The organism is Microlunatus elymi, assembly GCF_007362775.1.
Classification (GTDB): domain Bacteria; phylum Actinomycetota; class Actinomycetes; order Propionibacteriales; family Propionibacteriaceae; genus Microlunatus; species Microlunatus elymi.
In genome coordinates this window covers 2,224,904-2,247,678 of record NZ_CP041692.1, presented here as the reverse complement: position 1 = coordinate 2,247,678, position 22,775 = coordinate 2,224,904, and the positions used below count along the sequence as shown (strand labels likewise).

Here is a 22,775-nt window from a genome sequence, read left to right as displayed (position 1 = left end):
CGGTCCTCACTTGATCCCGGAGAAGCCGATGGAGTTGACGATCCTGCGTGCGAAGACCATGAACAAGATCAACATCGGCAGCGCTGCGACCAGGGTCGCGGCCATCAGGCCGGCCCAGTCCGGTCCGGTGTTCGGGGTCTGCGACTTGAACACCGCCAGGGCTACGGTGAGCACCCGCGAGCTGTCGGTGTAGGAGACCATCAGTGGCCAGAAGTAGTCGTTCCAACTGGTGATGTAGGTCAGCACCGCCAACGTGGTGATCGGCGCCACGGACATCGGGATGATCAGTCGGAAGAAGATCATCACCTTGCTCGCGCCGTCGATCAGGGCGGCTTCCTCCACCTCGCGGGAGACGGTGAGGAAGAACTGGCGGAGGAAGAAGATCGCGAACGGCGACATCAGCATGGTCGGCAGCGCGATGCCGGGCAGGGTGTCGATTAGCCCGATCTGCTTGATCAGGACGAAATTCGGCAGCAGGGTGAAGATCGACGGGACCATCAACCCGGCCAGGAAGATCGCGAACACCGGTCCGCGCAGCCGCCAGCGCAGCCGGGAGAACGCGTAGGCGGCCATCGCGGAGAAGAACACCTGACCGACCGTCACCAGGCAGGCCACGATGATCGAATTACGCAGGTAGAGCCAGAAGTTGATCGACTGCCCGGACCCGCCGGCGGCGATCGCGGCGTCGCCGGTCTGCCAGCCGAACACCCGTTTGAAGGAGTCCAGCGAGAAGCCGACCGGCCACGGTGTGGCGGGGTGGGCCAGGATCGCGGCGTTGGACGACAACGCGGTCCGGACGATCCAGTAGAACGGTGCCAGCGTGAAGATCATGATCGCGATCATCACGATCCAGGCGATCACCCGGCCGATGCTGCGTCGTCGGGTCGAGTCGGCACCGGCGGGCACCGTCTTCGGCTGATCGGTCTCGATCTCGGTGGTGGCAAGAGTTGACATCGCTATCGCCCTTCAGTCGAGGTCGGTCTGGCCGGCGCGGGTCATCCGGTACTGGATGAAGGTGATCACCATCAGCACCACCAGCAGTGCGACCGCCAGGGTGGAGGCGTACCCGAACTGGAAGCGGCCGAACGCCATGTCGTAGATGTAGTACTGCAGCACCCGCGACGCGTTCACCGGTCCGCCCTGGGTCGTCACCGAGACGGTGTCGAAGACCTGGAAGGAGCCGATGATGGAGATGATCAGCACCAGCGCCAGGATCGGCCGTAGCAACGGCATGGTGATCCGGAAAAACATGCTGAGCTCGCTCGCCCCGTCGACCCGTGCGGCCTCGTACAGGCCGGGCGGGATGGTCTGCAGACCGGCGAAGATCAACAACGCGGTGTAGCCGACGTAGCGCCACACGTTGACCATCGCGATCGTCGGGATCACCCACTTGCTGTCGGTGAAGAAGCCGATCGGATCGATGCCGATGAAGCCCAGCAGCTGGTTGGTGATGCCCAGGCCGGTGTCCAGGATCCACAACATCACCAGGGCCGCGACCACGTTGGACACCAGGTACGGGGTGAGGATGATGCCGCGCGCCACCAGCGATCGGGTCAGCCGCTGCATCAGCACCGCGATCACCAGCGCCAGGATGGTCTGCACGCCGATGTTGATCACCACGTACTCGACGGTGACCTTCAGCGCGTTCCAGAACACCGGGTCCAGCAGCATCCGCCGGTAGTTGTCCAGGCCGTTGAACTCGGCCGGGGTGAGCAGGTTGAACTTGGTGAAGCTGAGGTAGATGCCCCGGATCAGCGGCCAGATCAGGAAGACGATGAAGCCGATCGCGGCCGGCGCGATGAAGATCAACGCCAGCTTGGTGTCGTCGGGTCGGCGCCGCCGGGGCGCCGTACCGGTCGAGGAACGTGCGGTGGGCACCGCACCGGTAGCCAGTTCAGAGGCCATGGGCAGTCCTGTCCATCGGGCGAGGAGCGCCGACGCCACCCCGCGACGCGTTTACTTTGGCATGAAAGAAACTCTTGGTCAACCTTCAGACTGATCCAAGATCCGAAGGTCCCTGGAGCCCGTCGAAGGGCCCGGGCCGTCAGTCGAGCGGATCCACCCGCAGGATCACCGCGTGCTCGACCGGCAGGTCCGGCGGCTGGATGCCGACCCGAGCCAGCGCAGCGCCGGTGAGGTCGACGTACGGCCGGTCCGCGCTCCACCAACTGGGCAGGAAGCGGGTCTGGGGCCAGCCGCCGATGATCACCGGGCTGACCCGGTAGCGGCGATCCGGATCCAGGCCGGGCAGCCGGACCAGTCCGATCCCGTTCACCTCGGAGCGGTCAACCATCGCCAGCGAGTAGAGCGCCCGGCTGCGATCGGCCGCCACCACGCCGTGGCCCATCAGGGCAGGGTCGGGATGGTCGATTCGTACCAGGTCACCGCGCAGCAACAGACCACGCTCGGCCTTGAAGAAGTCCAACCAGGCTTTGAGTTCGGCACGTTGATCATCGTTCGCGCCGGTGATGTCCCACTCGATACCGAGATGTCCCCAGAGCGCGGTCGCGGCTCGGAAGGACAGGTCGTGCCGGCGGCCGGTGGTGTGGCTGCGTTCGGAGGCGATGTGACTGCCCATCAGCTCCGGCGGAATGAGCTGGGTGGTCCAGCGGCTCATCTGCTGGCGATCCAGCGGGTCGATGCAGTCGCTGACCCAGACCCGGTCCGTCCGCTGCAGGATGCCAAGATCAACTCGAGCGCCGCCGGAGGAGCAGGACTCGATCTCCAGGCCGGAATGCTCGGCCTTGAGCTCGTCGATCAGCCGATAGGTGGCCAGGGTTTGATCATGGACGCCGGGCACACCACCGGGTTGGGTGCCGGCATCGATCAGATCCCGGTTGTGGTCCCACTTGATGTAGTCGATCGCGTACGTGTCCAGCAGCCGGGAGATCGCGTCCTTGACGTAGGCGTAGCACTCCGGAATGCCGAGATTGATCACCTGCTGGTGGCGGGCCTCGACCGGTAGCCGATCACCGGTGGCCATCACCCATTCCGGATGTGCCCGGGCGACCTCGGAGTCGAGGTTGATCATCTCCGGTTCGAACCACAGGCCGAACTGCATGCCGAGCTCTTTCACCTTGTCCACCAGGGGATGCAGACCGTTTGGCCAAACGTCGGTGGAAACAGTCCAGTCCCCCAGCCCGGCTTGATCATTGCGCCGCCCACCGAACCAGCCGTCGTCCAGCACGTACCGCTCGACGCCGACCTCGGCAGCGCGTTCGGCCAGCTCGATCAGCTTGGGCAGCGAGTGGTCGAAGTAGACCGCCTCCCAGACGTTCAGGGTGACCGGACGGTCCGCATCGACGTGCTGCGGCCGGGATCGCAGGTAGCGGTGGAAACGGCGCGCGACGGCGTCCAGCCCGATGCCGTGGCCGGCGTAGATCCACGGGCTGGTGTAGCTCTGCTCCGGTTTCAAGATCAACTCTCCGGGCAACAGCAGCTCCCCGCCGCCGATCACCTGCTCGCCGGTGTAGACGCGTTCGGCGTAGTGGGTGTGGTTGCCGCTCCAGCCCGTGTGCACGGCCCAGACCTCACCGTCGGCGAACCCGAAGCCGGGCGTGCCCAGGTGCAGGACGGTCGCCGCGTCCGCGCCGGTGCGTCCATGCCGACCCTCGCGCAGGTGGGTACCGACACCGAGCGGCTGCCGCTGTGGCGTACGCTCCTTGCCCCAGCGGCCGGCGAAGTCGAGGATCTCACGGGCCTGTGCGGGCACCGGAAGCGCCAGTACAAGATCATCCAACTGGTAGTCGTCGGCACCGTTGTTGATCACCGTCGCCTGCATCCTCACCACACCACCGGACAACAGTTCGATCCGGATCGTCAACCCCAGTTGAGAAAGCTCGTCGACCGCAGCAGTCTCGACCGACGCGACTCCGTACGTTGCCAACGGCACCCCGCCGGCTGCCGGTCCTTCGACAGACTCAGGGCCCTCGTGCCGCTCGCCGGAGATCGTCAGCCCGGTGGTCGTGAACTTGGGCGACCAGCCGACGCCACGGCGGGAACCACTCAACCCCGGCCGGCCGGTCCAGCCGGTGTGGTGTTCGGGCAGCACCGCGAGCCGGCTGACCTGATCGGTGCCGTTGGCGTGCGGGCTGGGCATGGTCGCCGCCGCCAGTCCGGCGGCGTCGGCGGCGGTCAGTTCGCCGAGTTCACTTCCCCAGTGGACGATCGCCGGGAGCCTTCCGGCGGTGAGGTCGATCAGGACCGATGTGTCTTCGGCCCGGAGCAGGATGCGCTGGTCGGGCAACGGTTCGACGGGCAACTCGACTCCTCTGTCGGGGACGCACCGATGATCGGACACATCGGTTTTCTTTGTCGTGAAACTTACCGCTCCGGCTGCTCCCTGTCAGCCCCGGTTCATCGCCTTTCTCCCCCACTCTCCGCCTGGGACGGGAGTCAGCCGAGTTCGATCATGTCGGCCAACCGGGGTCCGGTGTCCAGCAGCGTCACCGGCGCGCCGGTGCTGGCCTCGACCTCGGCGATCACCGTGCGCACCTCGGGTCCGATCGCGGCCGTGGTCCTGGCGCCGCGCAGCCGCGGGTCGAGATGATCACCGAAGGTCAGCGCGATCTGGGTCGGGCCGTTCAGCATCGCGGCGTAACGGAGCAGATCATGATCAAGTGCTGCAGCCTTGCGCCGCAGCCGGCCGGTGTTCACGCCGTACTCGGCGATGCCGCGGCGTTCGACCTCGGCCGCGCTCAGCTCGTACGGCAGCGGGCCGTGGCCGACCCGGGTCGGCATCGCCTTGACGACCATGATCACGTCGGTCAGGTGGCGCCAGTTCAGGCCGACGTCGTTCAGCGCGGCGGCGGTGGTGCAGTTGCCCGAGGTCGTGTACGGGTAGTCGTCGCTGAGTGCCAGCGACAGCATCGTGCCCTGTGAGCTCTCGATGATCACGAGTTGATCATCGGTCGCCGCGATCCGGTTCGCCTCCGCCGCGACGTCGGCGAGATAGGGCTCCAGCTCGGGCAGGTCACGAGCCTGGCGGGCGCGCCGCAGGATGAAGTCGGCCCGGGCGTGACCGTTGCCGGTACAGGTCGATCCGACCCGTTCCAGAAGATGATCATCACCCTGTTCGGCGGCGATGTGGTCCTCGGTGATCACCGCGCAGCGAAGGTCGACCATGGCCCGGTCGGCGATGCCGAAGCGATCCAGCTCGGAGGCGAAGATCCGCGGATCGACCAGCACACCGGAGCCGACCGCGACCCGGGTGCCGGGATTGAGCCAACCGGTCGGCAGCTGCCGGGCCTTGATCAACTCGCCGGACTCGAGGGTCACACTGGCGCCGGCGTTGGTGCCGATGCCGGCTCGTACGGCCAGCGCGGCGTCGTGCTTGCGGGACAGGTAGGCGCAGGCCTTTCCCTTGCCGGAATCACCCCAGAGGGCGTCCACGATCACGGATGCGGGCATGACGAAATCTCCTTGTGGCTAAGGCAGATGAGGGACGGCGTTCGCAGCGAGCTGCGGTTCAGGCGGGGTTGATGAGGAGGTCGCTGACCTGATCATCGGCACCGAAGCCGACGATCGAGATCAGCTGCTCGGCCTGCTCTGCGGGCAGGAAACGGGAACGGAGCTTGACCAGATGCTTGCCGAACTCGGTTTCAAGATCATCGGCGAACCGGGCATAGATGGCGGCCAGGTAGGTCTCGTCGCGGATCAGCTTCTCCACGATCCCTACCAGTGCAGGATGTTGGGTGAACACGGCGCCCACCGGCTCGTCCAGCGCGCCGACCAGCGCCGTACCTTGATCAACGGCGACCAGCAGCAGGTGGCCGCCGACCGTACGGGATGGTTCCTCGTGGGTGAACACCTCGCCGAAGTCGAGCTCTGCTTCACCGAACACGTTCACCACGACCTGGCATCCGGAGGACGCGGCGGCCTGCAGCGGACCGGCCAACCAGTCAAGATCATCGGCCCACAGACAGACCGCGACGCGTCGTTCGGCGTCGGCGACCAGGGATGCGGTGCGCTCGATCACCGCCTCGCGATCGCGCAGCGAGAAAAAGCCGGTCGGCTCCTGATTCGCTGTCAGGGCAGAGAGATCGGCGATCAGTCCGTCGGCCTGCTGGGCCGTCTGGCGCTTGATCCGACCGAGAACCTCGGCCGGCGGATGGGCGACGTAGCGGGCCGGTCCAGTGTCGTTGGCGCGCTCGACCACGTTCCGGTCAGTGAGCACCGACAACACCTGATAGACGTTCGCCCGCTGCAGTCCGGCCTGCTTGGCGATTTCGTAGCCGGTCGCCGACGGATGCTGCAGCAGGGCCAGATAAACCCGCGCTTCCTGGGTCGAGAAGCCCAGCGCCGTGAGTCGTTCGATCACGTGCGACCAAGCTACCCGATCCGTAGTGGTCTTTGCAACTACTAGTAGCCGGGGCCAATCGCCCTACTCGGCACCGGCGCGGACTTGCTCGACCAAACTGCGCGAATCCGCGCACGATTCCAGCACCTTCCTTGAGCAAGTTCACCCGGCCCAGCGAGCGCTCTGCGATGCTGGGCCGATGCCGCTGACGAACCCGTGGTTGGCCGGGCCCGCTCCGGATCGCGAACTCCCCCGCGAGCGACTCGAGGAACGCATCCTCAATCTGCTGTCCACCCACAACATGGCGGTCGTCGCCACAGTCAACCCTGACGGCTCGCCGGCAGCGACGCCGGTGCGCTTCTACAGCCTGGGCTTCGAGATCTTCTACACCAGTTGGAATTCCTCGCCGAAATCACGCAACCTGCGGCGCGATCCACGCGTCTCGGCGGCCGTGTTCGCTCCTCTGGTCGGCCAGGCCAGCAGCCGCGGCGCCCAGCTCTTCGGAACCGCCCGCACCATCGAGCGTGATCACCCCGATGCCGACGGCTACTGGGAAGCATTTCGGTGGCAGTCCGAGCAGGTCGAACGCGGCCGCTCGCTGGACTCGCCGCCGCAGGATCCGCTAACGATCATCGCACCGGATCGGATCGTCTACACCGAGCACTGGCTGCGCCGCGACGGCTACAAACCCCGGCAGACCTGGCGACCCGCCTGACGGACGGGCGGCTCACTGTTGTCGGGATACTCCCCCGCCGTCCGCTGAACGTGCCCGACGAAAGAGCAGCCGTAGCGCCTCGAAGAGAAGAGAGTGCCTGGCAGCACGATCCACAACGTCATGAACCGACCATCGGTGGATGAACGCCCGGGCGCTTTCGGTCCCCACTCTCCCCCGAATCGAAGGAGCTCTCGCACCCATATCGCGCTCGGAGCTTCCAAAAACCTCCTGAAATCCGAGACACGGAGCGCGGCGCGCTGAGCCCGGGACTTTGCGCCCGCACGTTTTCCACCGAGAGCTCGAAAAGAATGCCCAGCAGCAGGACCCAGGACCTCACAACCCAACCATGGTTGGAAAACGAACGCCGGGCACTTCGATCGCCCCGGCGCCCAGCCGGTCCACCGAACTTGCATGACGAAGGAGCAGGATTTCCCGCACCTCAGCTGCACCTTCGTTACGCAAGTTGGTCGAGTCGTCGCAGCCACTCACGGCCGGGAGACGACCAGCAGGTCGGGGAAGGGCAGCCGTTCCCAGAAGTCCCCTGCAGATGCCCCGCGGGCGACGTACCCGATCGTCATCAGCCAAGCGGTGAGGACCATGCCGTGGGTGCCGACGACTATCGTCTCCACGTCGAGATTGTCCAACCCCTCTTGGAATCTCCGACCGGCCTCCTGCGGCGTCTCCCACGAAGTGTGGCGCTCGTCCCGCCGCTCCTCCACCCAAGCTCGACGACGGGCCCGATGATCATCGTCGAACGGCTCATCCGGACGATGCACCTCACCGAAATGATCATCCTGATGGATCGCGGCGGGCGCCACGCCGGCTACCAAGCTCACGGTCTGAACTGCCTTGAGCTCACGACTGGACGCCAGCAACGCAACGCTCGGAACCTGTCCACGAAGGCGGCCAGCCGCACGCCGACCGGCAGCGCTGAGGGGCCACGACTCCGGAGAACGATCCGGGCGCACCGCCGGCGCGGCATGACGAATGATGATCACGGTCCGCGGCATGTGCCGAAACTAGCGCTGAAGAACGAGTCCCGCGAACCCCCGGCGCTCCCGCGGATGTTCCGACGTGCGCGGGAGTGCCGACGGTGCGCGGGAAGCACCGCTGGGTCAGGCCTGGACGACGGGCAGGGTGATCTTGGTCGGGTGCTCCGGACCGTGCAGGATCTGGGTCCGCCCGGGCTGGGTGTGCGAGGCGGTGGCGATCGGTTCGCCGGTCTGGTGGTTGCGGATGTAGTTCGGGAATCCTCCGCCGCTGATCTGGACCCGGAGCCGGTGCCCGCGCAGGAAGCGGTACGCGGTCGGCAGCAGCTCGACCTCCACCTTCCGCACTCCTTGATCATCTTCGGCCGGATCGCCCGGTCGCAGTCGGCGGATGCCCTCGATCACGTTCAAGGATCGACCGTTGCCGCCGACGTCGCAGACTCGAACAAAGACGTCGGTGTCGGCATGATCGGTCCGTACGAACACCGTGGCGGTCGATTCGCCGATCACGTCAAGATCATGTTCCAGCGGCTCGGTCTGATAGGTCAGCACGTCATCCCTGCCCTCGATGGCACGGTTGTCCGCCTGTCCCCCGGCCGCGTTGAGCGGTGCGCCACCGATGATCGGCGTCGGGTCGCCCGGGTCGTAGCGGAAGGCTCGATTCGCTTCGCTGGTTGGGGATTCTGACCGGAGCCAGCCGTCGGCGTGCAGGTGGAGCTCGCGCGTCTCCGCTTCGACCGGCCACCGATCGAAGTCCAGCCACCGGTCGGCGCCCTGCAGGAACAGCCGGGCCGGCGGCCGGCTCAAGATCAACTTGTCGTCGAGCAGGTGCCCGGTCAGCCAGTCGATCTGATCGCGATAGATAGCCCGCAGCGACGACGGCTGACCGTGCCACCACGGGCCGACGGTGAGCCGGGCCGGCACTCCGGCCTCCTGCAGCGCGGTGAAGTCTCGCAGCTGCTGGGGCAGGAAGATGTCGTACCAGCCGGCCACCATCGAGGCCGGCGTGCCCAGCTCGGCCAGCTGCTGACCATGATCAAGAAAGTCCCAGTGGTGATCATCCGGCTCGGCATGCTCCACGACGTCGTGCAGGAACTGCACCCGTTTGCCGATCGCGGCGAGATCGGCGCGGGACGCGGGCAGCGTCGGCATCGCGGCGGAAACCTTGCGACGCAAGGCGAATCGCTGCCACGGCGGCATCCGATCCTCCTGGGTGCCGATGGACGACGACCAGGCCAGCGCGAGCTGCCAGCCGACCGATCGGCCCGGATAGAACGTCGGCCGGAAGTCCGAGGCGGTGACGCCGAGCGCGACCGCGGACAGCTTCGGATCCGCGTACGGGGCCACAGCCCACTGCGTGTAGCCGAAGTAGCTCGCCCCGGCCATCGCGATCCGGCCGTCACACCACTGTTGATCACGCACCCAGTCGAGGGTGGCCAAGCCGTCATCGCGCTCGTGCCGGAACGGCTCGAAGTCACCGGCCGATCCGAAGCAGCCGCGGACGTCTTGCACCACCACCTGCAGCCCGCGCCGAGCAAGCCCGAGTCCGTACGCTCTCGACATCGGATTGCTCTTGTCGTACGGGGTCCGCACCAGGACGACCGGACCGCGGTCGACCTCGGCCGGCCGGTAGTGATCGGTCGCCAGCGTCGTACCGTCCGGCAGCGGCATCGCCAGATCGCGGCGTACCTCGACGTGCTCTGTCCGGGCCTCGCCCAGTCCCAGCAGTCGATCCAGCAGCGGGCCGAACACGCGATCCATGAGCTTCTGTTCGATCATGATCACTCCTCCCGGGAGTCCGGATTCTCTTGACTGACCGTCGATCTACTGGCGGTCGATTCCTTGCGGCAGCCGATCGCGATCCCAGCCGATCAGCTCGACCGCGGTGGCGAAGGCATAGCGGTCGGTCATGCCGGCGACATAGCCGACGGCAGCGTGCACCCGATCACAGTTGCTGTCGAGCGAGCCGGCGGGCAGCCGATCGGGATGATCAAGGTAGAAGTCGACCAACGCGGTCAACACCTCCACCACTGCACGCGATTGCGCCAGCGAGTCGGGCCGAGTGTAGATGCGTTCGTAGTTGAAGGCGCGCAATGCGGCCAGCGCGGCCGCCGGCTCGGCCGCCATCCCGACCCGATCATGCTCGGCGACGGTGCCGATGATCGACCGGATGAACACGCTCAGCTGCTCTCGCCGGCTGCGACCGCAGACGGCAGTGACCTCCGCAGGCAGCTCGTCAAGATCAACAATGCCGGCGTGCGCGGCGTCTTCAAGATCATGCGCACAGTAGGCGATCCGGTCCGCCCAGCTGACGATCTCGCCTTCCACGGTGCCCGGTGCCGGCCGGGACCAGGAGTGATTACGGATGCCGTCCTGCGTTTCCCGGCAGAGATTGAGATCGGTGAGCACCACGTCGGCGCCCCACGGTCCGTGGTCGTAACCACCCGGCAGGTAGGCGTCGAAGGCGTCCTCGCTGGCGTGCCCACCGGGCCCGTGACCACAGTCGTGACCGAGCGCAATCGCTTCGGTCAAAGCGATGTTGACGCCGATCCCGCGGGCGATCGAGGTCGCCACCTGGGCGACCTCAAGCGCGTGGGTCAGCCGGGTTCGTTGATGATCACTGGGATAGACGACCACCTGGGTCTTGCCGGCCAGCCGGCGGAACGCGGTCGAGTGCACGATCCGATCGCGGTCGCGTTCGAAGCAGGTGCGCTCGTCGTCCGGCCGTTCGTCCCGTTCCCGGTTGCCGGCGCCGCGTGCCAGAGTCGCCCCGGGCCGCAGCAACGCGGCTTCCCGTTCCTCCCGCACCTGACGGCCGACGACCGAGCCCGGGCCGACCGCGGCCCGGGAGTCGGCGTGGGCACGGACGACACTGTCCACCTCGTGGCCGCGCATCGTCGTCGCCCAGGCCCGGGCTCGGGGCGAGATGTCGCTCTGCTCGCTCACCTGGCCGGTGCTCCGTACACATGATCAACTCGTACGGTCAGCACCAGCCGACGATCCTCGACCATGGCCCGACGGTAGTCGTCCCAGTCCGGATGCTCGGTGCCGGAGACGTCCCGGTAAACCTTGATCAACTCCTCCACGGTCGCATCCTGAGGATCGGCCGCGACCGGGCTCAGCTCGGCGGTGCCGTCGGCGACGCTGTAGGACCAGCCGTCGGCGGAGGTGGTGTAGAGGGTCGCGCGCGGATCGCGGCGCAGGTTGCGGGTCTTGATCCGGCCGTCGGTGATCGAGATCTTGAACGTCGAGTGCGCGGCGTCGAAGGCGTACGAGATGTTGGTGATCTGAGGTCCGCCGTCGGACTTGATCGTGGCCAGTGCGCAGTTGCCGCGACTGCCGAACGCCGCGAGCAGCTCATCCGATGACGCCATGGTGGCAGCGTAACGAGGGGCCGCCGGCGACCTCCGGGCTGCCCGACGCACTCCGTCCGAAACCTGGAACAACAGCTGAGCCAGGGGTGATATGAGACGCCCTAACTATTAGACTGCCTAACCATGTCCTCTGCAGAGATGCCGGCAGCATCGCCGCGGCCGGAAGACGACCTGCTGGCCGCGGTCGATGCGACCTTGTGGCTCGCCCGCAACATCGAACGCACCCGTGCCCCGCTGACCACGTCGCAGTTCCGGATCCTGCGCCGGGCCGCGGCCGGCGGCGAACGGGCGGCCCGGCTGGCCGAGCGGCTGGCGGTCCGCAAGCCGACGCTGACCGCGATCGCCGACGGGCTGGTGGCGGCCGGTCTGCTCACCCGGGAGGCGGACTCCGCCGACCGGCGGGTGATCCGACTCGAGCTCACCCCAGCCGGTCGAGCCGCGCTGGCCGAGACCGAACGGATCTACGCCGAGCGCTTCACCGAGCTGCTCGACGACTCGGCCGAACCCGATCGGCTGTTGGCGTTGATGGCCGAGTTGGAGGACCACCGGGTGACCCGGCTGAACGCACCGCAGCCGGCGACCGTCGCCGGATCGGAGGGCGCCCGGTGACCCAGCTCGCAACCGCCTCCGGCACCTCGACCGAACAACCGAGCACCGACAGCGCGCCGGCCCGGCCGGAAGACCGCTGGGTCCGCCGGATCGCCGGCTACTGCTGGCGGTTCAAACCCAGGGTGCTGATCGCGTTCGGGGCCGGCGTGGTCAGCCAGGTCCTGGCCGTCACGCTGCCGCTGATCCAGCGCCAGATCATCGATCACGTGATCTTAAAGCCGGTGCAGCCGCTGCTGCCCTGGGCGGCCCTGCTGGTGATCGTCGCCGCGGCCGTCTTCGGCCTGACCTACCTGCGCCGCTTCAACGGCGGCCGGCTCTCGGTCGACGTCCAGCACTCACTGCGTACCGACGTCTTCAACTCGCTGGCCAAGCTGGACGGCGCCAAGCAGGACGGGCTGAGCACCGGCCAGGTGGTCGGCCGGACGACCTCGGACCTCACCCTGGTCCAGGCGCTGTTGCAGATGCTGCCCAACCTGGTCGGCAACCTGGTCATGTTCGTCGCCTCGATCACGGTGATGTTTTCGTTGTCGCCGATGCTCGCGCTGATCGCGCTGGCCACGATTCCGGCGCTGTGGATCCTGGGCCTGCGCAGTCGAGCGAAGCTGTTCCCGTCCAGTTGGTTCGCCCAGCAGACCGACGGCGAATTGGCCGGCGCCGTGGAAGCGGCGACGTCCGGAGTCCGCGTGGTGAAGGGCTTCGGCCAGGAACGGCAGGAACTCGACCGGGTCGACGACGTCTCCCAACGGCTGTTCGGCGCGCGGCTGCGGACGATCAAGCTCAACAGCATCTACAACCCTGCCATGCAGGCGATCCCGCAACTGGGCACGGTCGGCGTACTGGCGCTGGGCGGCTACCTCGCGGTGCACGGCGGGCTGACACTGGGTACCTTCCTCGCCTTCTCCACCTACGTCACCCAGATGGCCAACCCGGTCCGGCTGCTCAGCCTGCTGCTGACCACCGGCCAGCAGGCGAAGGCGTCGGTGATCCGGATCTTCGAGATCATCGACACCCGGCCGACCGTCAAGGAACTTCCCGATGCCGAGCAGCTGCGGCCCGGACCCGGTCGGCTCACCTTCACCGACGTGAGCTTCTGCTACGAGGCCGGCCGGTCGGTGCTGGACGGCATCAACCTGACCGTCGAGCCGGGCGAGACGCTGGCCATCGTCGGCGGGTCCGGGTCGGGCAAGTCGACGATCGCGCAGTTGGTGCCCCGCTTCTACGACTGTTCGCAGGGCGTCGTCCGGATCGACGGCCAGGACGTACGCGGGCTGACGGTGGAATCGCTCAGGGCAGCGATCGGGATCGCGCCCGAGGACAGCTTCCTCTTCAGCGAGAGCATCGCGGCGAACATCGCGTACGAACGACCGAACGCGAGCCGGGCCGAGATCGAGGTCGCGGCCGAGGCTGCCCATGCCGACGGCTTCATCAGCGAACTGCCGAAGGGGTACGACACCGTGGTCGGCGAGCAGGGCCTCACCCTGTCCGGCGGCCAGCGGCAGCGGGTGGCGCTGGCGCGCGCGATCCTGGCCGATCCGCGGATCCTGATCTTGGACGACGCCACCTCGGCGATCGACGCCCGGGTCGAGGCGGAGATCCACGCCAACCTGCATCGGGTGTTGCACGGGCGGACCACGCTGGTGATGGCGCATCGTCGCTCGACGCTGCAGCTGGCAGACCGCATCGCCGTACTTGATCATGGGCGGATCGTCGACTTCGGCACCATCGAGGAATTGGAGCAACGCTCCGAGCTCTTCCGTGAACTGCTGGCCGGGCCGGAGAACTTGATCTTCGACGACGACGCGGACGGCTGGCGGACCGGCGAGGTCACTGCCGGGCTGTGGGATCCGGATGCGGTGCCTGGCGGCGTCGACGACCCGGTGATCGCCGACCGGCTGGCGCGGATGGGTGCTGCCGGTGGACGCGGCGGCGGTGGCGGTGGTCGCGGGCTGAGCTCCGGGATGGCGTCGATGCCGCCGACCCCGGAGTTGCTGGACGCGGTGGACAAGTTGCCGCCGGCCGACGGCCGGCCCGAAGTCGATCCGGCGTTCGCCCGGGCCAGTGATGATCACTTCCGGCTCGGTTCGCTGCTGCGCAAGTTCCGGCTGCCGTTCGCGGTCGGATTCGGGCTGGTCGCCGCGGATGCCCTGTGTGGTTTGGCTTTGCCGGTGTTGATCCGCGACGGCATCGACGACGGCGTCAACAAGGGTCTGCTGACCGCGATCTGGGTGGCATCGGCGTTGGCGCTGGCCGTCGTACTGATCGACTGGGGCGTGCAGATCGCCGCGATGCGGGTCACCGGCCGGACCGGCGAGCGTTTCCTCTACACGCTGCGGGTGAAGATCTTCAGCCACCTGCAGCGGCTCGGGCTCGACTACTACGAGCGCGAGATGGGCGGCCGGATCATGACCCGGATGACGTCCGACGTGGACGCGCTGTCCTCCTTCATGCAGACGGGTCTGGTCACCGCACTGGTCAGCCTGCTGTCGTTCTTCGGCATCCTGACCGCACTGTGTTTCCTCAATCTCCGGCTGATGCTGGTGGTCGGTCTGGTGTTGCCGGTGCTGGTGATCACCACGCTGGTCTTCCGCCGGGTCAGCAGCCGGGCCTATCGCCAGGCCCGGGAACAACTGTCGGTTGTGAACGCCGATCTGCAGGAGAACGTGGCCGGGCTGCGGATCACCCAGGCCTTCCGCCGCGAGGAGCACAACGCGGCCCGGTTCGCCAACCTGTCCGACGGCTATCGGCGTACCCGGACCCGGGCGCAGCGCTACATCTCGATCTACTTCCCGTTCGTCCAGTTCCTCAGTGCGTTGGCCGGGGCGCTGGTGTTGATCTTGGCCGCGACCCAGTTCCACAACAGCATGATCACCGCGGGCGGACTGATCGCGTACCTGCTCTACATCGATCTGCTGTTCGCGCCGATTCAGAACCTGTCCCAGGTCTTCGACGGCTATCAGCAGGCGATGGTCGGTCTGATGCGGATCCGCGAGTTGCTCAGTACCCCGACCTCGACTCCGTCGGCCGAACGGCCGGTGATCTTGGACCGGGTCGACGGCCGGATCGACTTCGACGACGTCGTGTTCCAGTACGAGACCGCGAACCGGCCGGCGCTGGACGGCATGACGGTCTCGATCGCGGCCGGTGACACGGTCGCACTGGTCGGTGAGACCGGCGCCGGGAAGTCCACCGTGGTCAAGCTGATCGAGCGGTTTTACGACATCAACGACGGCTCGATCCGGATCGACGATCATGATCTTCGATCACTGGATCTGCCCGCGTACCGGCGCCACGTGGGGTTGGTGCCGCAGGAGAGTTACCTCTTCCCGGGCAACATCCGTGACCAGGTCGCGTACGGGCGACCGAGCGCGAGCGATGCCGAGGTGGAGGCGGCGGCCCGGGCCGTGGGTGCGCACGAGATGATCTCCCGGCTGCCGGGCGGCTATCTGCATCCGATCGCCGAACGCGGCCGCAACCTGTCTGCGGGCCAACGCCAGTTGATCGCGCTGGCCCGGGCGGAGTTGGTGAAGCCGGCGATCCTGCTGTTGGACGAGGCGACCGCGGCGCTGGACCTGCGCAGCGAGGCGATGGTGACCCACGCGACCGAGCGGCTGGCCGAACAGCGGACCACGATCGTGGTCGCACACCGGCTGACCACGGCGGCCCGGGCCGACCGGATCCTCTACATCGAACACGGCCGGCTGGCCGAGGACGGAACGCATGAGGAGTTGCTGGCCCTGGACGGCGGATACGCCGAACTCTGGCGAACCTTCATCGGCGACCCGGACCACTCGCACCTGTGATCGTGACCGCCCTCCATCAGCCGCACCCAAGAACGCCCAGCGCGCGCGAAATATCGGGTGCGAGAGAAGATTTCGCGCGCGGCTGAGTCCGGCCAGGGCCGATATCCGGTGCGGGAGACGATCTTGCGCGCGGCTGTCAGTTCACAGGTCGAGCGGATGCGGTACGTCGGTCAACGGCGGCAGCCCGAGTCGACCGGCCTCGGCCAGTCGTTGATCAGAGCGCTCGTCGAACGGCGCACGTCGACGGCGAAGGCTTCGCTCGGCCCAGGCCGCTGCCGACAGTGCCCGCTCGGCATCGTCATCCGATAACAGTCCGGCGGTACGAACCTCGGCGAAGTCGTCGAGATCTTCCACCGCGACCAGCCCCGAACGGAGCCGGAACGGGTCCAATTCCCAATCCAGGAAGCAAATCACGTCGGCGCCTCGGCGGATCCAGTCGCAGATCTCGATGCTGATGTGCAGCGCTCGTTCCGGCACCCGCCAGGTGGCCAGCCAGTGCTGCCCTGGGTCGGGGACCAGGATCAGCGAGTCCAGCCCCGGCTGATCCCCGCCTTCGACCGAACACTGCTCGTCACTGTGTCCGTCGGTCGAGCGGAAGATCGAGCCCGCCGGCGTGAACAGCCAGAGCCCGTCCGCGTCATGATCAACTGCGTACGCCTGCCAGCAGCCGCGACCGCCGTGCAGCTTCTGCTTGCAGACAGTGACCACCGCCGGCCCTCCGGCATCCGAGTTGAGCACGGCGATAGCAAACCACGCCACCGAGGCCCGCAGGGTAGAGGTCGGGCTGGAACTGGCGGCCGGAGGCGGATCAATCGATCGATCCCGGCGGCACAACCCAGACCTGTGGCTGCCCGGTGACCGCTGCGATGTGCTCAAAGTCGTGGTCGTAGTGCAGGATCACCGCCCCGTTCAGTTCAGCCGCTGCGGCCGACAGCAGATCGAAAACCCCGGCAGCCCTGTGGTGACCGCGCTTCGCCATCCGCAGCTGAACCTCCCGGGCCCGTTCGGCCGCCTCCTCCGTCAACGGAAGTAACCGATAAAGGTCGCGTCTGCGAAGTTGGATGGCCTCGACCTCGGCGAAGTCGCGTCCCGAGTACCCCGCCTCGAGGTCAATCGTGGCGCACGTCGCCGCGAGCCTGTCCGCGATCAGTCCTGCAACGACCTCATGCACTCTGGGGTTCTTGTGTCGAGCAAGCACTGACGTGTCGATCAAGTAATGGCGACCTCCGACCAACTCAGTCATCACCGACGAGCGGTCTTCATGATCTGCTCGTCACCGATGTCGGGCCCGACCCCCGATGAGTACGGATCATCCAGAAGCTGCTCGATCCGCTTCCTACGCGCCGCGACGAACGCGAGCGCAGCGTTGACCGTATCCTTCTTGGTCGTCGTACCGAGCTCCCGCGCCGCCTGAGCGAGTGCCTCGTCGTCCAGGTCAATCATCGTCTTCATATTGCTGATGATATATCCACATGTCAATCATCAGCAATACTGCGGTCACTACCCGCCGGAGACGCCGATCTCGGCGCCGGAGAGTTCAAGATCAAGTCCGCAGGTGTCGGCGAGCCAGCCCTCGGGCAGCGCAACCTTGCTGCGTGGGGAGCCTTGCCGTCCGCGCGGTTTGCCGAATTCCTCAACCGGGTAAGGAAGATCCGGGTCCAACCGGGAAAGATGATCATCGAGCTCGGTGAGGCTGGAGATCATGCCGAGGTTGCGGCGGATGTCGCCGCCGACCGGGAATCCCTTGAAGTACCAGGACATGTGCTTGCGCAGGTCGGCACACCCGCGCTGCTCGGTCATCAGGCCGGCCAGCAGTTCGGCGTGCCGGCGGACCATGGTCGCCACCTCACCGGACGTCGGCAACGTACGCGTCGGCCGGCCCGCGAAGGCGTCGGCAAGATCACGGAACAGCCAGGGACGGCCGAGGCAACCACGGCCGATCACCACTCCGGCGGCGCCGGTGTGCTCGATCATCCGCAGCGCATCAGCCGCCTCCCAGATGTCACCGTTGCCGAGCACCGGGATGTCGACATGATCAACGAGCGCCGCGATCGCGTCCCAGTCGGCGGTGCCGGAGTAGGCCTGTTGAGCCGTACGGCCGTGCAGCGCGATGGCCGATATCCCTGCCTGTTCGGCGATCCGGCCGGCATCGAGGTAGGTCAGATGATCATCGTCGATGCCCTTGCGGGTCTTGCAGGTGACCGGGACCGCGTACGGTTCTGCGGCGTTCACCACAGCGCGCAGGATCGCCTCCATCAGATCCCGCTTCCACGGCAACGCCGCACCGCCGCCCTTGCGGGTGACCTTCGGCACCGGGCAGCCGAAGTTCATGTCCACGTGGCCGACGCCGAAGTCGCCACAGAGGATCTTGGCCGCCTCGGCCATGTAGTACGGGTCGGTGCCGTAGAGCTGCACGCTACGGGTGCTCTCCCCCGGGTCGAACTGCAGCATGTCCAGCGTCTTGGCGTCCCGCTCGACGATGCCGCGCGAGGTGATCATCTCGCACACGTACAGTCCCGCACCCTGTTCCCGGCAGAGTTGGCGGTAGGCGGCGTTGGTGATGCCGGCCATCGGCGCCAGCACCACCGGGGTGTCGACCGTGAGCGTGCCCAGCCGCAGTGGCCGAACCTTCGGTCCGGCGCCTTGCTCAGGAGCCGAGGAAGGGCCCGGAGCTTGTCGAAGGGCTGGATTGACGAGCTGAGAGACCAAGATCAGCAGCCGATCAGCTTCGGGGCCAGGTACTCGGAGACCTTGTCCAGGCTGACCCTCTCCTGGGTCATGGTGTCGCGTTCACGAACGGTGACCGCATCGTCTTCCAGGGTGTCGAAATCGACGGTTATGCAGTACGGCGTACCGATCTCGTCCTGGCGGCGGTAGCGGCGACCGATCGCCTGGGCGTCGTCGAAGTCGACGTTCCAGTGCTTGCGCAGCTCGGCGGCAAGATCACGAGCCTTCGGCGACAGCTGCTCGTTGCGGGACAGCGGCAGCACGGCGGCCTTGACCGGCGCGAGTCGCGGGTCGAGCTTGAGCACAGTCCGCTTGTCCACCCCGCCCTTGGTGTTGGGCGCCTCGTCCTCGGTGTACGCGTCCACCAGGAACGCCATCAGCGAGCGGGTGACACCGCCGGCCGGCTCGATCACGTACGGGATGTAGCGCTCGCCCTTGGCCTGATCGAAATAGGACAGGTCGGTGCCGGAGTGCTTGGAGTGGGTTCCAAGATCAAAGTCGGTCCGGTTGGCGATGCCCTCCAGCTCGCCCCACTCGTTGCCCGGGAACTCGAAGCGGTACTCGATATCGACCGTCCGCTTGGAATAATGCGACAACTTCTCCTGCGCGTGCTCATACAAGCGCAGGTTGTCGGCAGCGATTCCAAGATCGACATACCAGTCTCGGCGGGTGTCGATCCAGTACTGGTGCCACTGTTCGTCGGTGCCCGGCTCGACGAAGAACTCCATCTCCATCTGCTCGAACTCGCGGGTGCGGAAGATGAAGTTGCCGGGAGTGATCTCGTTGCGGAAGGACTTGCCGGTCTGCGCGATGCCGAACGGCGGCTTCTTCCGCGCCACGGTGAGCACGTTGTTGAAGTTCAGAAAGATGCCCTGCGCGGTCTCCGGCCGCAGGTAGTGCAGCCCGGACTCGTCCTCGATCACCCCCAGGTAGGTCTTCAACATCATGTTGAAGTCCCGCGGCGGCGTCCACTTGCCCTTGGTGCCGCAGTTCGGGCAGTTGAGCAGATCGAAGGTGACGGTGTCCGGGTCGTCGATGTCCCGCTTGGCGGCGTACGCCTCCTGCAGGTGATCGGCACGGAACCGCTGATGGCAGTTCAGGCATTCGACCAGCGGGTCGGTGAAGACGCCGACGTGGCCGGAGGCGACCCAGGTCTGCTTGGGCAGGATGATCGCCGAGTCCAGGCCGACCACATCGTCGCGGCCGGTGACCATCGACTTCCACCACTGCCGCTTGATGTTCTCCTTCAGCTCGACGCCGAACGGCCCGTAGTCCCAGGCCGAACGCGTACCGCCGTAGATCTCACCGGACTGGAACACGAACCCCCTGCGCTTGCACAGGCTGATGACGTCGTCGAGCTTGCTCTTGGCCACGAAAACTCTCTCCACGCTGTGAGCGGACACCCGGCTGGCGCCCGCACGGTCGGGCTTCAGGCTAGTTGATCGCCCCGTCCCGGCGCGAAGCGAAAACCACCGCCGACCTGTCAGCGTCAGGAGTCGCTACAGCGCACTCTGGCGCTGACAGGTCCGTTAGGTTGGCGGGCATGGACAGGCTTGCGGTCATCGATGACGAGGCGCGACGGTTTGCCGAGGTGCTGGCGGACGCGGATCCGCGGGCGCGGGTGCCCACCTGCCCGGACTGGAATGCGGCCGATCTGCTCTGGCATCTGACCGAGGTGCATCTGTTCTGGGCCGGAATCCTGGCCGGCCGGATCCGGGACGAAGAGGCCCTGGCGACGATCGAGAGTGCCAAGCCGGACCGCCCGAAGACCATCGCCGAGACGCTGCCACTGCGCGAGCAAGCGACCCGGCAACTGCTGGAACAACTGTCCGAGCTGGACGACGCGGAGCCGCGTTGGTCCTGGTGGCCGCCGGATCAGACCGTGGGTTTCACCCGCCGGATGCAGACCTACGAGGCGACCATGCACCGGGTCGACGCAGAGTTGACCGCGGGCAGGCCGATCAGCCCGATCTCCGACGAGGTGGCCGCAGGCGCGATCGACCACTGCGTGGACGTGATGTGGGGCTGGCTCGAACCGTGGGCCAGCTACGAGCCGCAGGCGGTGATCGAGTTCGTCGCCGACGGCAGCGGTCAACGCTGGCTGGTCGAGGTCGGCCACTGGTCCGGTACGGAGCCGGAGTCAGGCAAGGTCTGGGACTTTCCCCGCGCCGTACGAGCATCCGACGGCGAACCGACCGCGAAGGTCACCGCACCCGTTGTTGATCTTGCTCTGTGGGCCTGGACCCGCGGTGGCAGCGTCGACATCTCCGGCGACGAGCCGGCCCGAGCGGCCCTGGACGCGCTGATGGAGTCGGGCATCCAGTAGCCCTCGTGGTGACAGAACACCGGGCTCACAGGTCGAAGTTGACCGGATCCTCGTACGCCGACGGCTCGTCGATGGCCAGGCTCAGCAGCGGTACGGCGGCCATCCGGGCCTGATAGGTGCCGAGCCCGCGACGGTACGAGCCGACGTTGCGCCAGCGGGTGCTGACGGTCCACAGCGTCGGCTCGTCGAGGTTGCGGCCGAGGTCGCCGGTGAGGAAGCCGTCGGCCTGGGACAACGCGTCGATGGCGGCCCGGGCGTGCACGACGAAGTCCTCGGTGCGCTCCTCGGGCACCCGGAAGCGGCTGATCGCGATCATTGACTCAGCATCCGACCCAGACCCTGCGGTCGTAGAACTTGCCGTTGACCACCAGGCTGCCGAACGCGTACACGCAGACATGTGGCGGCGCGACCATTGCACCGGCGTACTCGTTGTAGGTCCCCTGGTCCCACCCGTTCAGACTCTTGCTGGAGATCTGCGCCCGCATCGCGTGTGCGCCGGGAAGCCGATCGACCACGAAGACGCAGATCCGGTGATCCCGGCGGTAGGCGTAGACCCGGCCCTGGACGCTCCCGCTGTCGGAGACCAGCCGCTTCCAGGTGACGAGTTTTCCGGCCTCGCAGTAGGCGCGACTCTTCAGCGCGATCGGTCCATTGGTGTATGCGGCCGCCGATGCCTGCTTCGCCGGAACCGCGATCGCCACCAGCGCGAGCACCATCATCGACGCCGCCAACGCAACCCTCTTCACCCTCATGTCTCCCGCTCTCGTGATCGCTCCAGTGTCGTGCCCGCGAGACACGAGCCCCGGGCGCAGCGCACGCTAGCGGAGCCGTGGCTCAGCCGCACCCACAACCTGCCGCCGCACCCGAGATTTCGGGTGCGGCGGCACGTTTCGGGTGCGGGAGTGACCGAAGCGACGGCAACAGCGATCGTCGGACTTGACTTCCGGTCAGCCGTTATTGAAAATGGTTTTCATGCCAATCTTCCCGCGCGCGCTCGGCCTGCTGCTCGGCATCGGTTCTCTCCTTCTGCTCGCCGCCTGTGGGGCCGTCACCGGGACAGGCTCGGACGGATCGCGGCCCGGTCAGCTGCGGATCGTCGCGAGCTTCTATCCGTTCCAGTTCGTGGCCGAGCGCGTCGCGGGTTCTCACGCGACCGTGGAAAGCCTGACCAAGCCCGGCGCCGAGCCGCACGACCTCGAGCTGACGCCCAAACAGGTCGGCAGTGTCACCGACGCCGACCTCGTCGTCTATGAGCAGCACTTCCAGGCTGCGGTGGACGAGGCGGTTGCGCAGAGCGGCAACCAGAACGTGCTCGACACCACCAGCGTCGTCCCGCTGCAAGATCACGGGCCGCTCGGCGAGGACGAGCACGACGATCATGATCACGCCGGCAACGCCAACCTGGATCCCCATGTCTGGCTGGATCCGAACAACATGATCAAGATCACCGATGCGGTGGCGGACAAGCTGACCAAGATCGATCCCGATCATGCCGCCGACTATCACAAGAACGTGGGCGCACTCGATGCTGATCTTCGTCAGCTCGACGACAGCTACCGCGAGGGCCTGAAAACCTGCCAGCGTACGGAATTCGTCACCTCGCATGCCGCCTTCGGCTACCTGGCAGAACGCTACGGCCTGCAGCAGATCAGCATCAGCGGCCTGAGTCCGGACAACGAACCGTCGCCGGCACGAATCGCCGAGGTGCAACACCAGATCAGCAAGTACGACGTGACCACGATCTTCTACGAGACCCTCGCCTCGCCGGCGGTGGCCCAGTCGATCGCTCGTGATCTTGGTCTGCGAACCGATGTGCTCGATCCGATCGAGGGCATCACCGAACAATCACGTGGGACGAACTATCTTGCGGTGATGAAGTCCAATCTCACCGCACTGGAGAAGGCGAACGGGTGCAGCTGAGATGACGATCCTCGATG

General features: G+C 66.6%; 21 protein-coding genes. 5 read left to right on the top strand and 16 right to left on the bottom strand.

Going from position 1 to position 22,775, the window contains the following annotated elements; genetic code table 11:
- Positions 1-6: 6 nt before the first annotated feature.
- The 5 genes from FOE78_RS10095 to FOE78_RS10075 all read right to left on the bottom strand — a co-directional run bounded on the left by FOE78_RS10095 (position 7) and on the right by FOE78_RS10075 (position 6,319).
- Positions 7-954: a carbohydrate ABC transporter permease gene (locus FOE78_RS10095; RefSeq protein WP_143986174.1), complete on the bottom strand. Its 948-nt coding sequence runs from the start codon at positions 952-954 to the stop codon at positions 7-9.
- A 12-nt stretch (positions 955-966) separates the two neighbouring features.
- On the bottom strand, positions 967-1,905 hold the full coding sequence (locus tag FOE78_RS10090; protein WP_143986173.1) for a carbohydrate ABC transporter permease: 939 nt from the start codon (positions 1,903-1,905) through the stop codon (positions 967-969).
- A gap of 139 nt (positions 1,906-2,044) precedes the next feature.
- The gene (locus FOE78_RS10085; protein ID WP_228266136.1) at positions 2,045-4,261 is read right to left on the bottom strand and encodes an alpha-galactosidase; all 2,217 of its coding nucleotides are present in this window, start codon (positions 4,259-4,261) and stop codon (positions 2,045-2,047) included.
- 134 nt (positions 4,262-4,395) lie between these two features.
- Entirely contained in the window at positions 4,396-5,409 is a 1,014-nt protein-coding gene (locus FOE78_RS10080) for an adenylosuccinate synthetase (protein ID WP_143986172.1), read from the bottom strand.
- Between the two features lie 58 nt (positions 5,410-5,467).
- Positions 5,468-6,319: a TrmB family transcriptional regulator gene (locus FOE78_RS10075; protein ID WP_143986171.1), complete on the bottom strand. Its 852-nt coding sequence runs from the start codon at positions 6,317-6,319 to the stop codon at positions 5,468-5,470.
- A 178-nt stretch (positions 6,320-6,497) separates the two neighbouring features.
- Between FOE78_RS10075 and FOE78_RS10070 the strand changes: the two genes are divergently transcribed.
- Positions 6,498-7,013, top strand: coding sequence for a pyridoxamine 5'-phosphate oxidase family protein (locus FOE78_RS10070; RefSeq protein ID WP_143986170.1), 516 nt, complete (start codon positions 6,498-6,500; stop codon positions 7,011-7,013).
- A 485-nt stretch (positions 7,014-7,498) separates the two neighbouring features.
- Here FOE78_RS10070 and FOE78_RS10065 read toward each other — a convergent pair whose 3' ends face one another.
- The 4 genes from FOE78_RS10065 to FOE78_RS10050 form a co-directional block, all read right to left on the bottom strand.
- A complete protein-coding gene (locus tag FOE78_RS10065; RefSeq protein WP_143986169.1) occupies positions 7,499-8,023 on the bottom strand; it encodes a histidine phosphatase family protein in 525 nt (174 codons plus the stop codon).
- A 105-nt stretch (positions 8,024-8,128) separates the two neighbouring features.
- A complete protein-coding gene (locus tag FOE78_RS10060) occupies positions 8,129-9,781 on the bottom strand; it encodes a CocE/NonD family hydrolase (protein WP_143986168.1) in 1,653 nt (550 codons plus the stop codon).
- Positions 9,782-9,826: 45 nt separating this feature from the next.
- Positions 9,827-10,897: an HD domain-containing protein gene (locus tag FOE78_RS10055; protein ID WP_143988712.1), complete on the bottom strand. Its 1,071-nt coding sequence runs from the start codon at positions 10,895-10,897 to the stop codon at positions 9,827-9,829.
- Between the two features lie 47 nt (positions 10,898-10,944).
- Positions 10,945-11,376: a PPOX class F420-dependent oxidoreductase gene (locus FOE78_RS10050; RefSeq protein ID WP_143986167.1), complete on the bottom strand. Its 432-nt coding sequence runs from the start codon at positions 11,374-11,376 to the stop codon at positions 10,945-10,947.
- 123 nt (positions 11,377-11,499) lie between these two features.
- On the opposite strand from FOE78_RS10050, the gene FOE78_RS10045 reads away from it, so the two are divergent.
- Both FOE78_RS10045 and FOE78_RS10040 read left to right on the top strand, forming a co-directional pair.
- Positions 11,500-11,985: a MarR family winged helix-turn-helix transcriptional regulator gene (locus FOE78_RS10045; RefSeq protein ID WP_143986166.1), complete on the top strand. Its 486-nt coding sequence runs from the start codon at positions 11,500-11,502 to the stop codon at positions 11,983-11,985.
- Entirely contained in the window at positions 11,982-15,785 is a 3,804-nt protein-coding gene (locus FOE78_RS10040) for an ABC transporter ATP-binding protein (RefSeq protein ID WP_168207457.1), read from the top strand. Before FOE78_RS10045 ends, FOE78_RS10040 begins: the two co-directional genes overlap by 4 nt.
- Before the next feature lie 141 nt (positions 15,786-15,926).
- Here FOE78_RS10040 and FOE78_RS10035 read toward each other — a convergent pair whose 3' ends face one another.
- From FOE78_RS10035 to FOE78_RS10015, 5 genes are all read right to left on the bottom strand, one after another.
- Complete coding sequence (locus FOE78_RS10035; protein ID WP_143986165.1) at positions 15,927-16,523, bottom strand: hypothetical protein; 597 nt, start codon at positions 16,521-16,523, stop codon at positions 15,927-15,929.
- A 70-nt stretch (positions 16,524-16,593) separates the two neighbouring features.
- Positions 16,594-16,956 (bottom strand): PIN domain-containing protein, encoded by a 363-nt coding sequence (locus tag FOE78_RS10030; protein ID WP_266095012.1) that lies wholly within the window; start codon positions 16,954-16,956, stop codon positions 16,594-16,596.
- Between the two features lie 71 nt (positions 16,957-17,027).
- Positions 17,028-17,237 (bottom strand): type II toxin-antitoxin system VapB family antitoxin, encoded by a 210-nt coding sequence (locus FOE78_RS10025; protein WP_143986163.1) that lies wholly within the window; start codon positions 17,235-17,237, stop codon positions 17,028-17,030.
- Positions 17,238-17,285: 48 nt separating this feature from the next.
- The gene (dusB, locus tag FOE78_RS10020; RefSeq protein ID WP_210414991.1) at positions 17,286-18,356 is read right to left on the bottom strand and encodes a tRNA dihydrouridine synthase DusB; all 1,071 of its coding nucleotides are present in this window, start codon (positions 18,354-18,356) and stop codon (positions 17,286-17,288) included.
- Positions 18,357-18,496: 140 nt separating this feature from the next.
- A complete protein-coding gene (locus FOE78_RS10015) occupies positions 18,497-19,885 on the bottom strand; it encodes a glycine--tRNA ligase (RefSeq protein ID WP_228266135.1) in 1,389 nt (462 codons plus the stop codon).
- A 170-nt stretch (positions 19,886-20,055) separates the two neighbouring features.
- Here FOE78_RS10015 and FOE78_RS10010 point away from each other — a divergent pair, with 170 nt between their 5' ends.
- Positions 20,056-20,838: a maleylpyruvate isomerase family mycothiol-dependent enzyme gene (locus FOE78_RS10010; protein ID WP_143986160.1), complete on the top strand. Its 783-nt coding sequence runs from the start codon at positions 20,056-20,058 to the stop codon at positions 20,836-20,838.
- Positions 20,839-20,863: 25 nt separating this feature from the next.
- Here the strand turns inward: FOE78_RS10010 and FOE78_RS10005 are convergent, their stop codons facing one another.
- Positions 20,864-21,154, bottom strand: a complete 291-nt coding sequence (locus tag FOE78_RS10005) for an antibiotic biosynthesis monooxygenase family protein (RefSeq protein ID WP_143986159.1) — start codon at positions 21,152-21,154, stop codon at positions 20,864-20,866.
- A gap of 4 nt (positions 21,155-21,158) precedes the next feature.
- Complete coding sequence (locus FOE78_RS10000; RefSeq protein ID WP_143986158.1) at positions 21,159-21,590, bottom strand: hypothetical protein; 432 nt, start codon at positions 21,588-21,590, stop codon at positions 21,159-21,161.
- Between the two features lie 220 nt (positions 21,591-21,810).
- Here FOE78_RS10000 and FOE78_RS09995 point away from each other — a divergent pair, with 220 nt between their 5' ends.
- Positions 21,811-22,758, top strand: coding sequence for a metal ABC transporter substrate-binding protein (locus FOE78_RS09995; protein ID WP_228266134.1), 948 nt, complete (start codon positions 21,811-21,813; stop codon positions 22,756-22,758).
- The last annotated feature ends 17 nt before the right edge of the window (positions 22,759-22,775 follow it).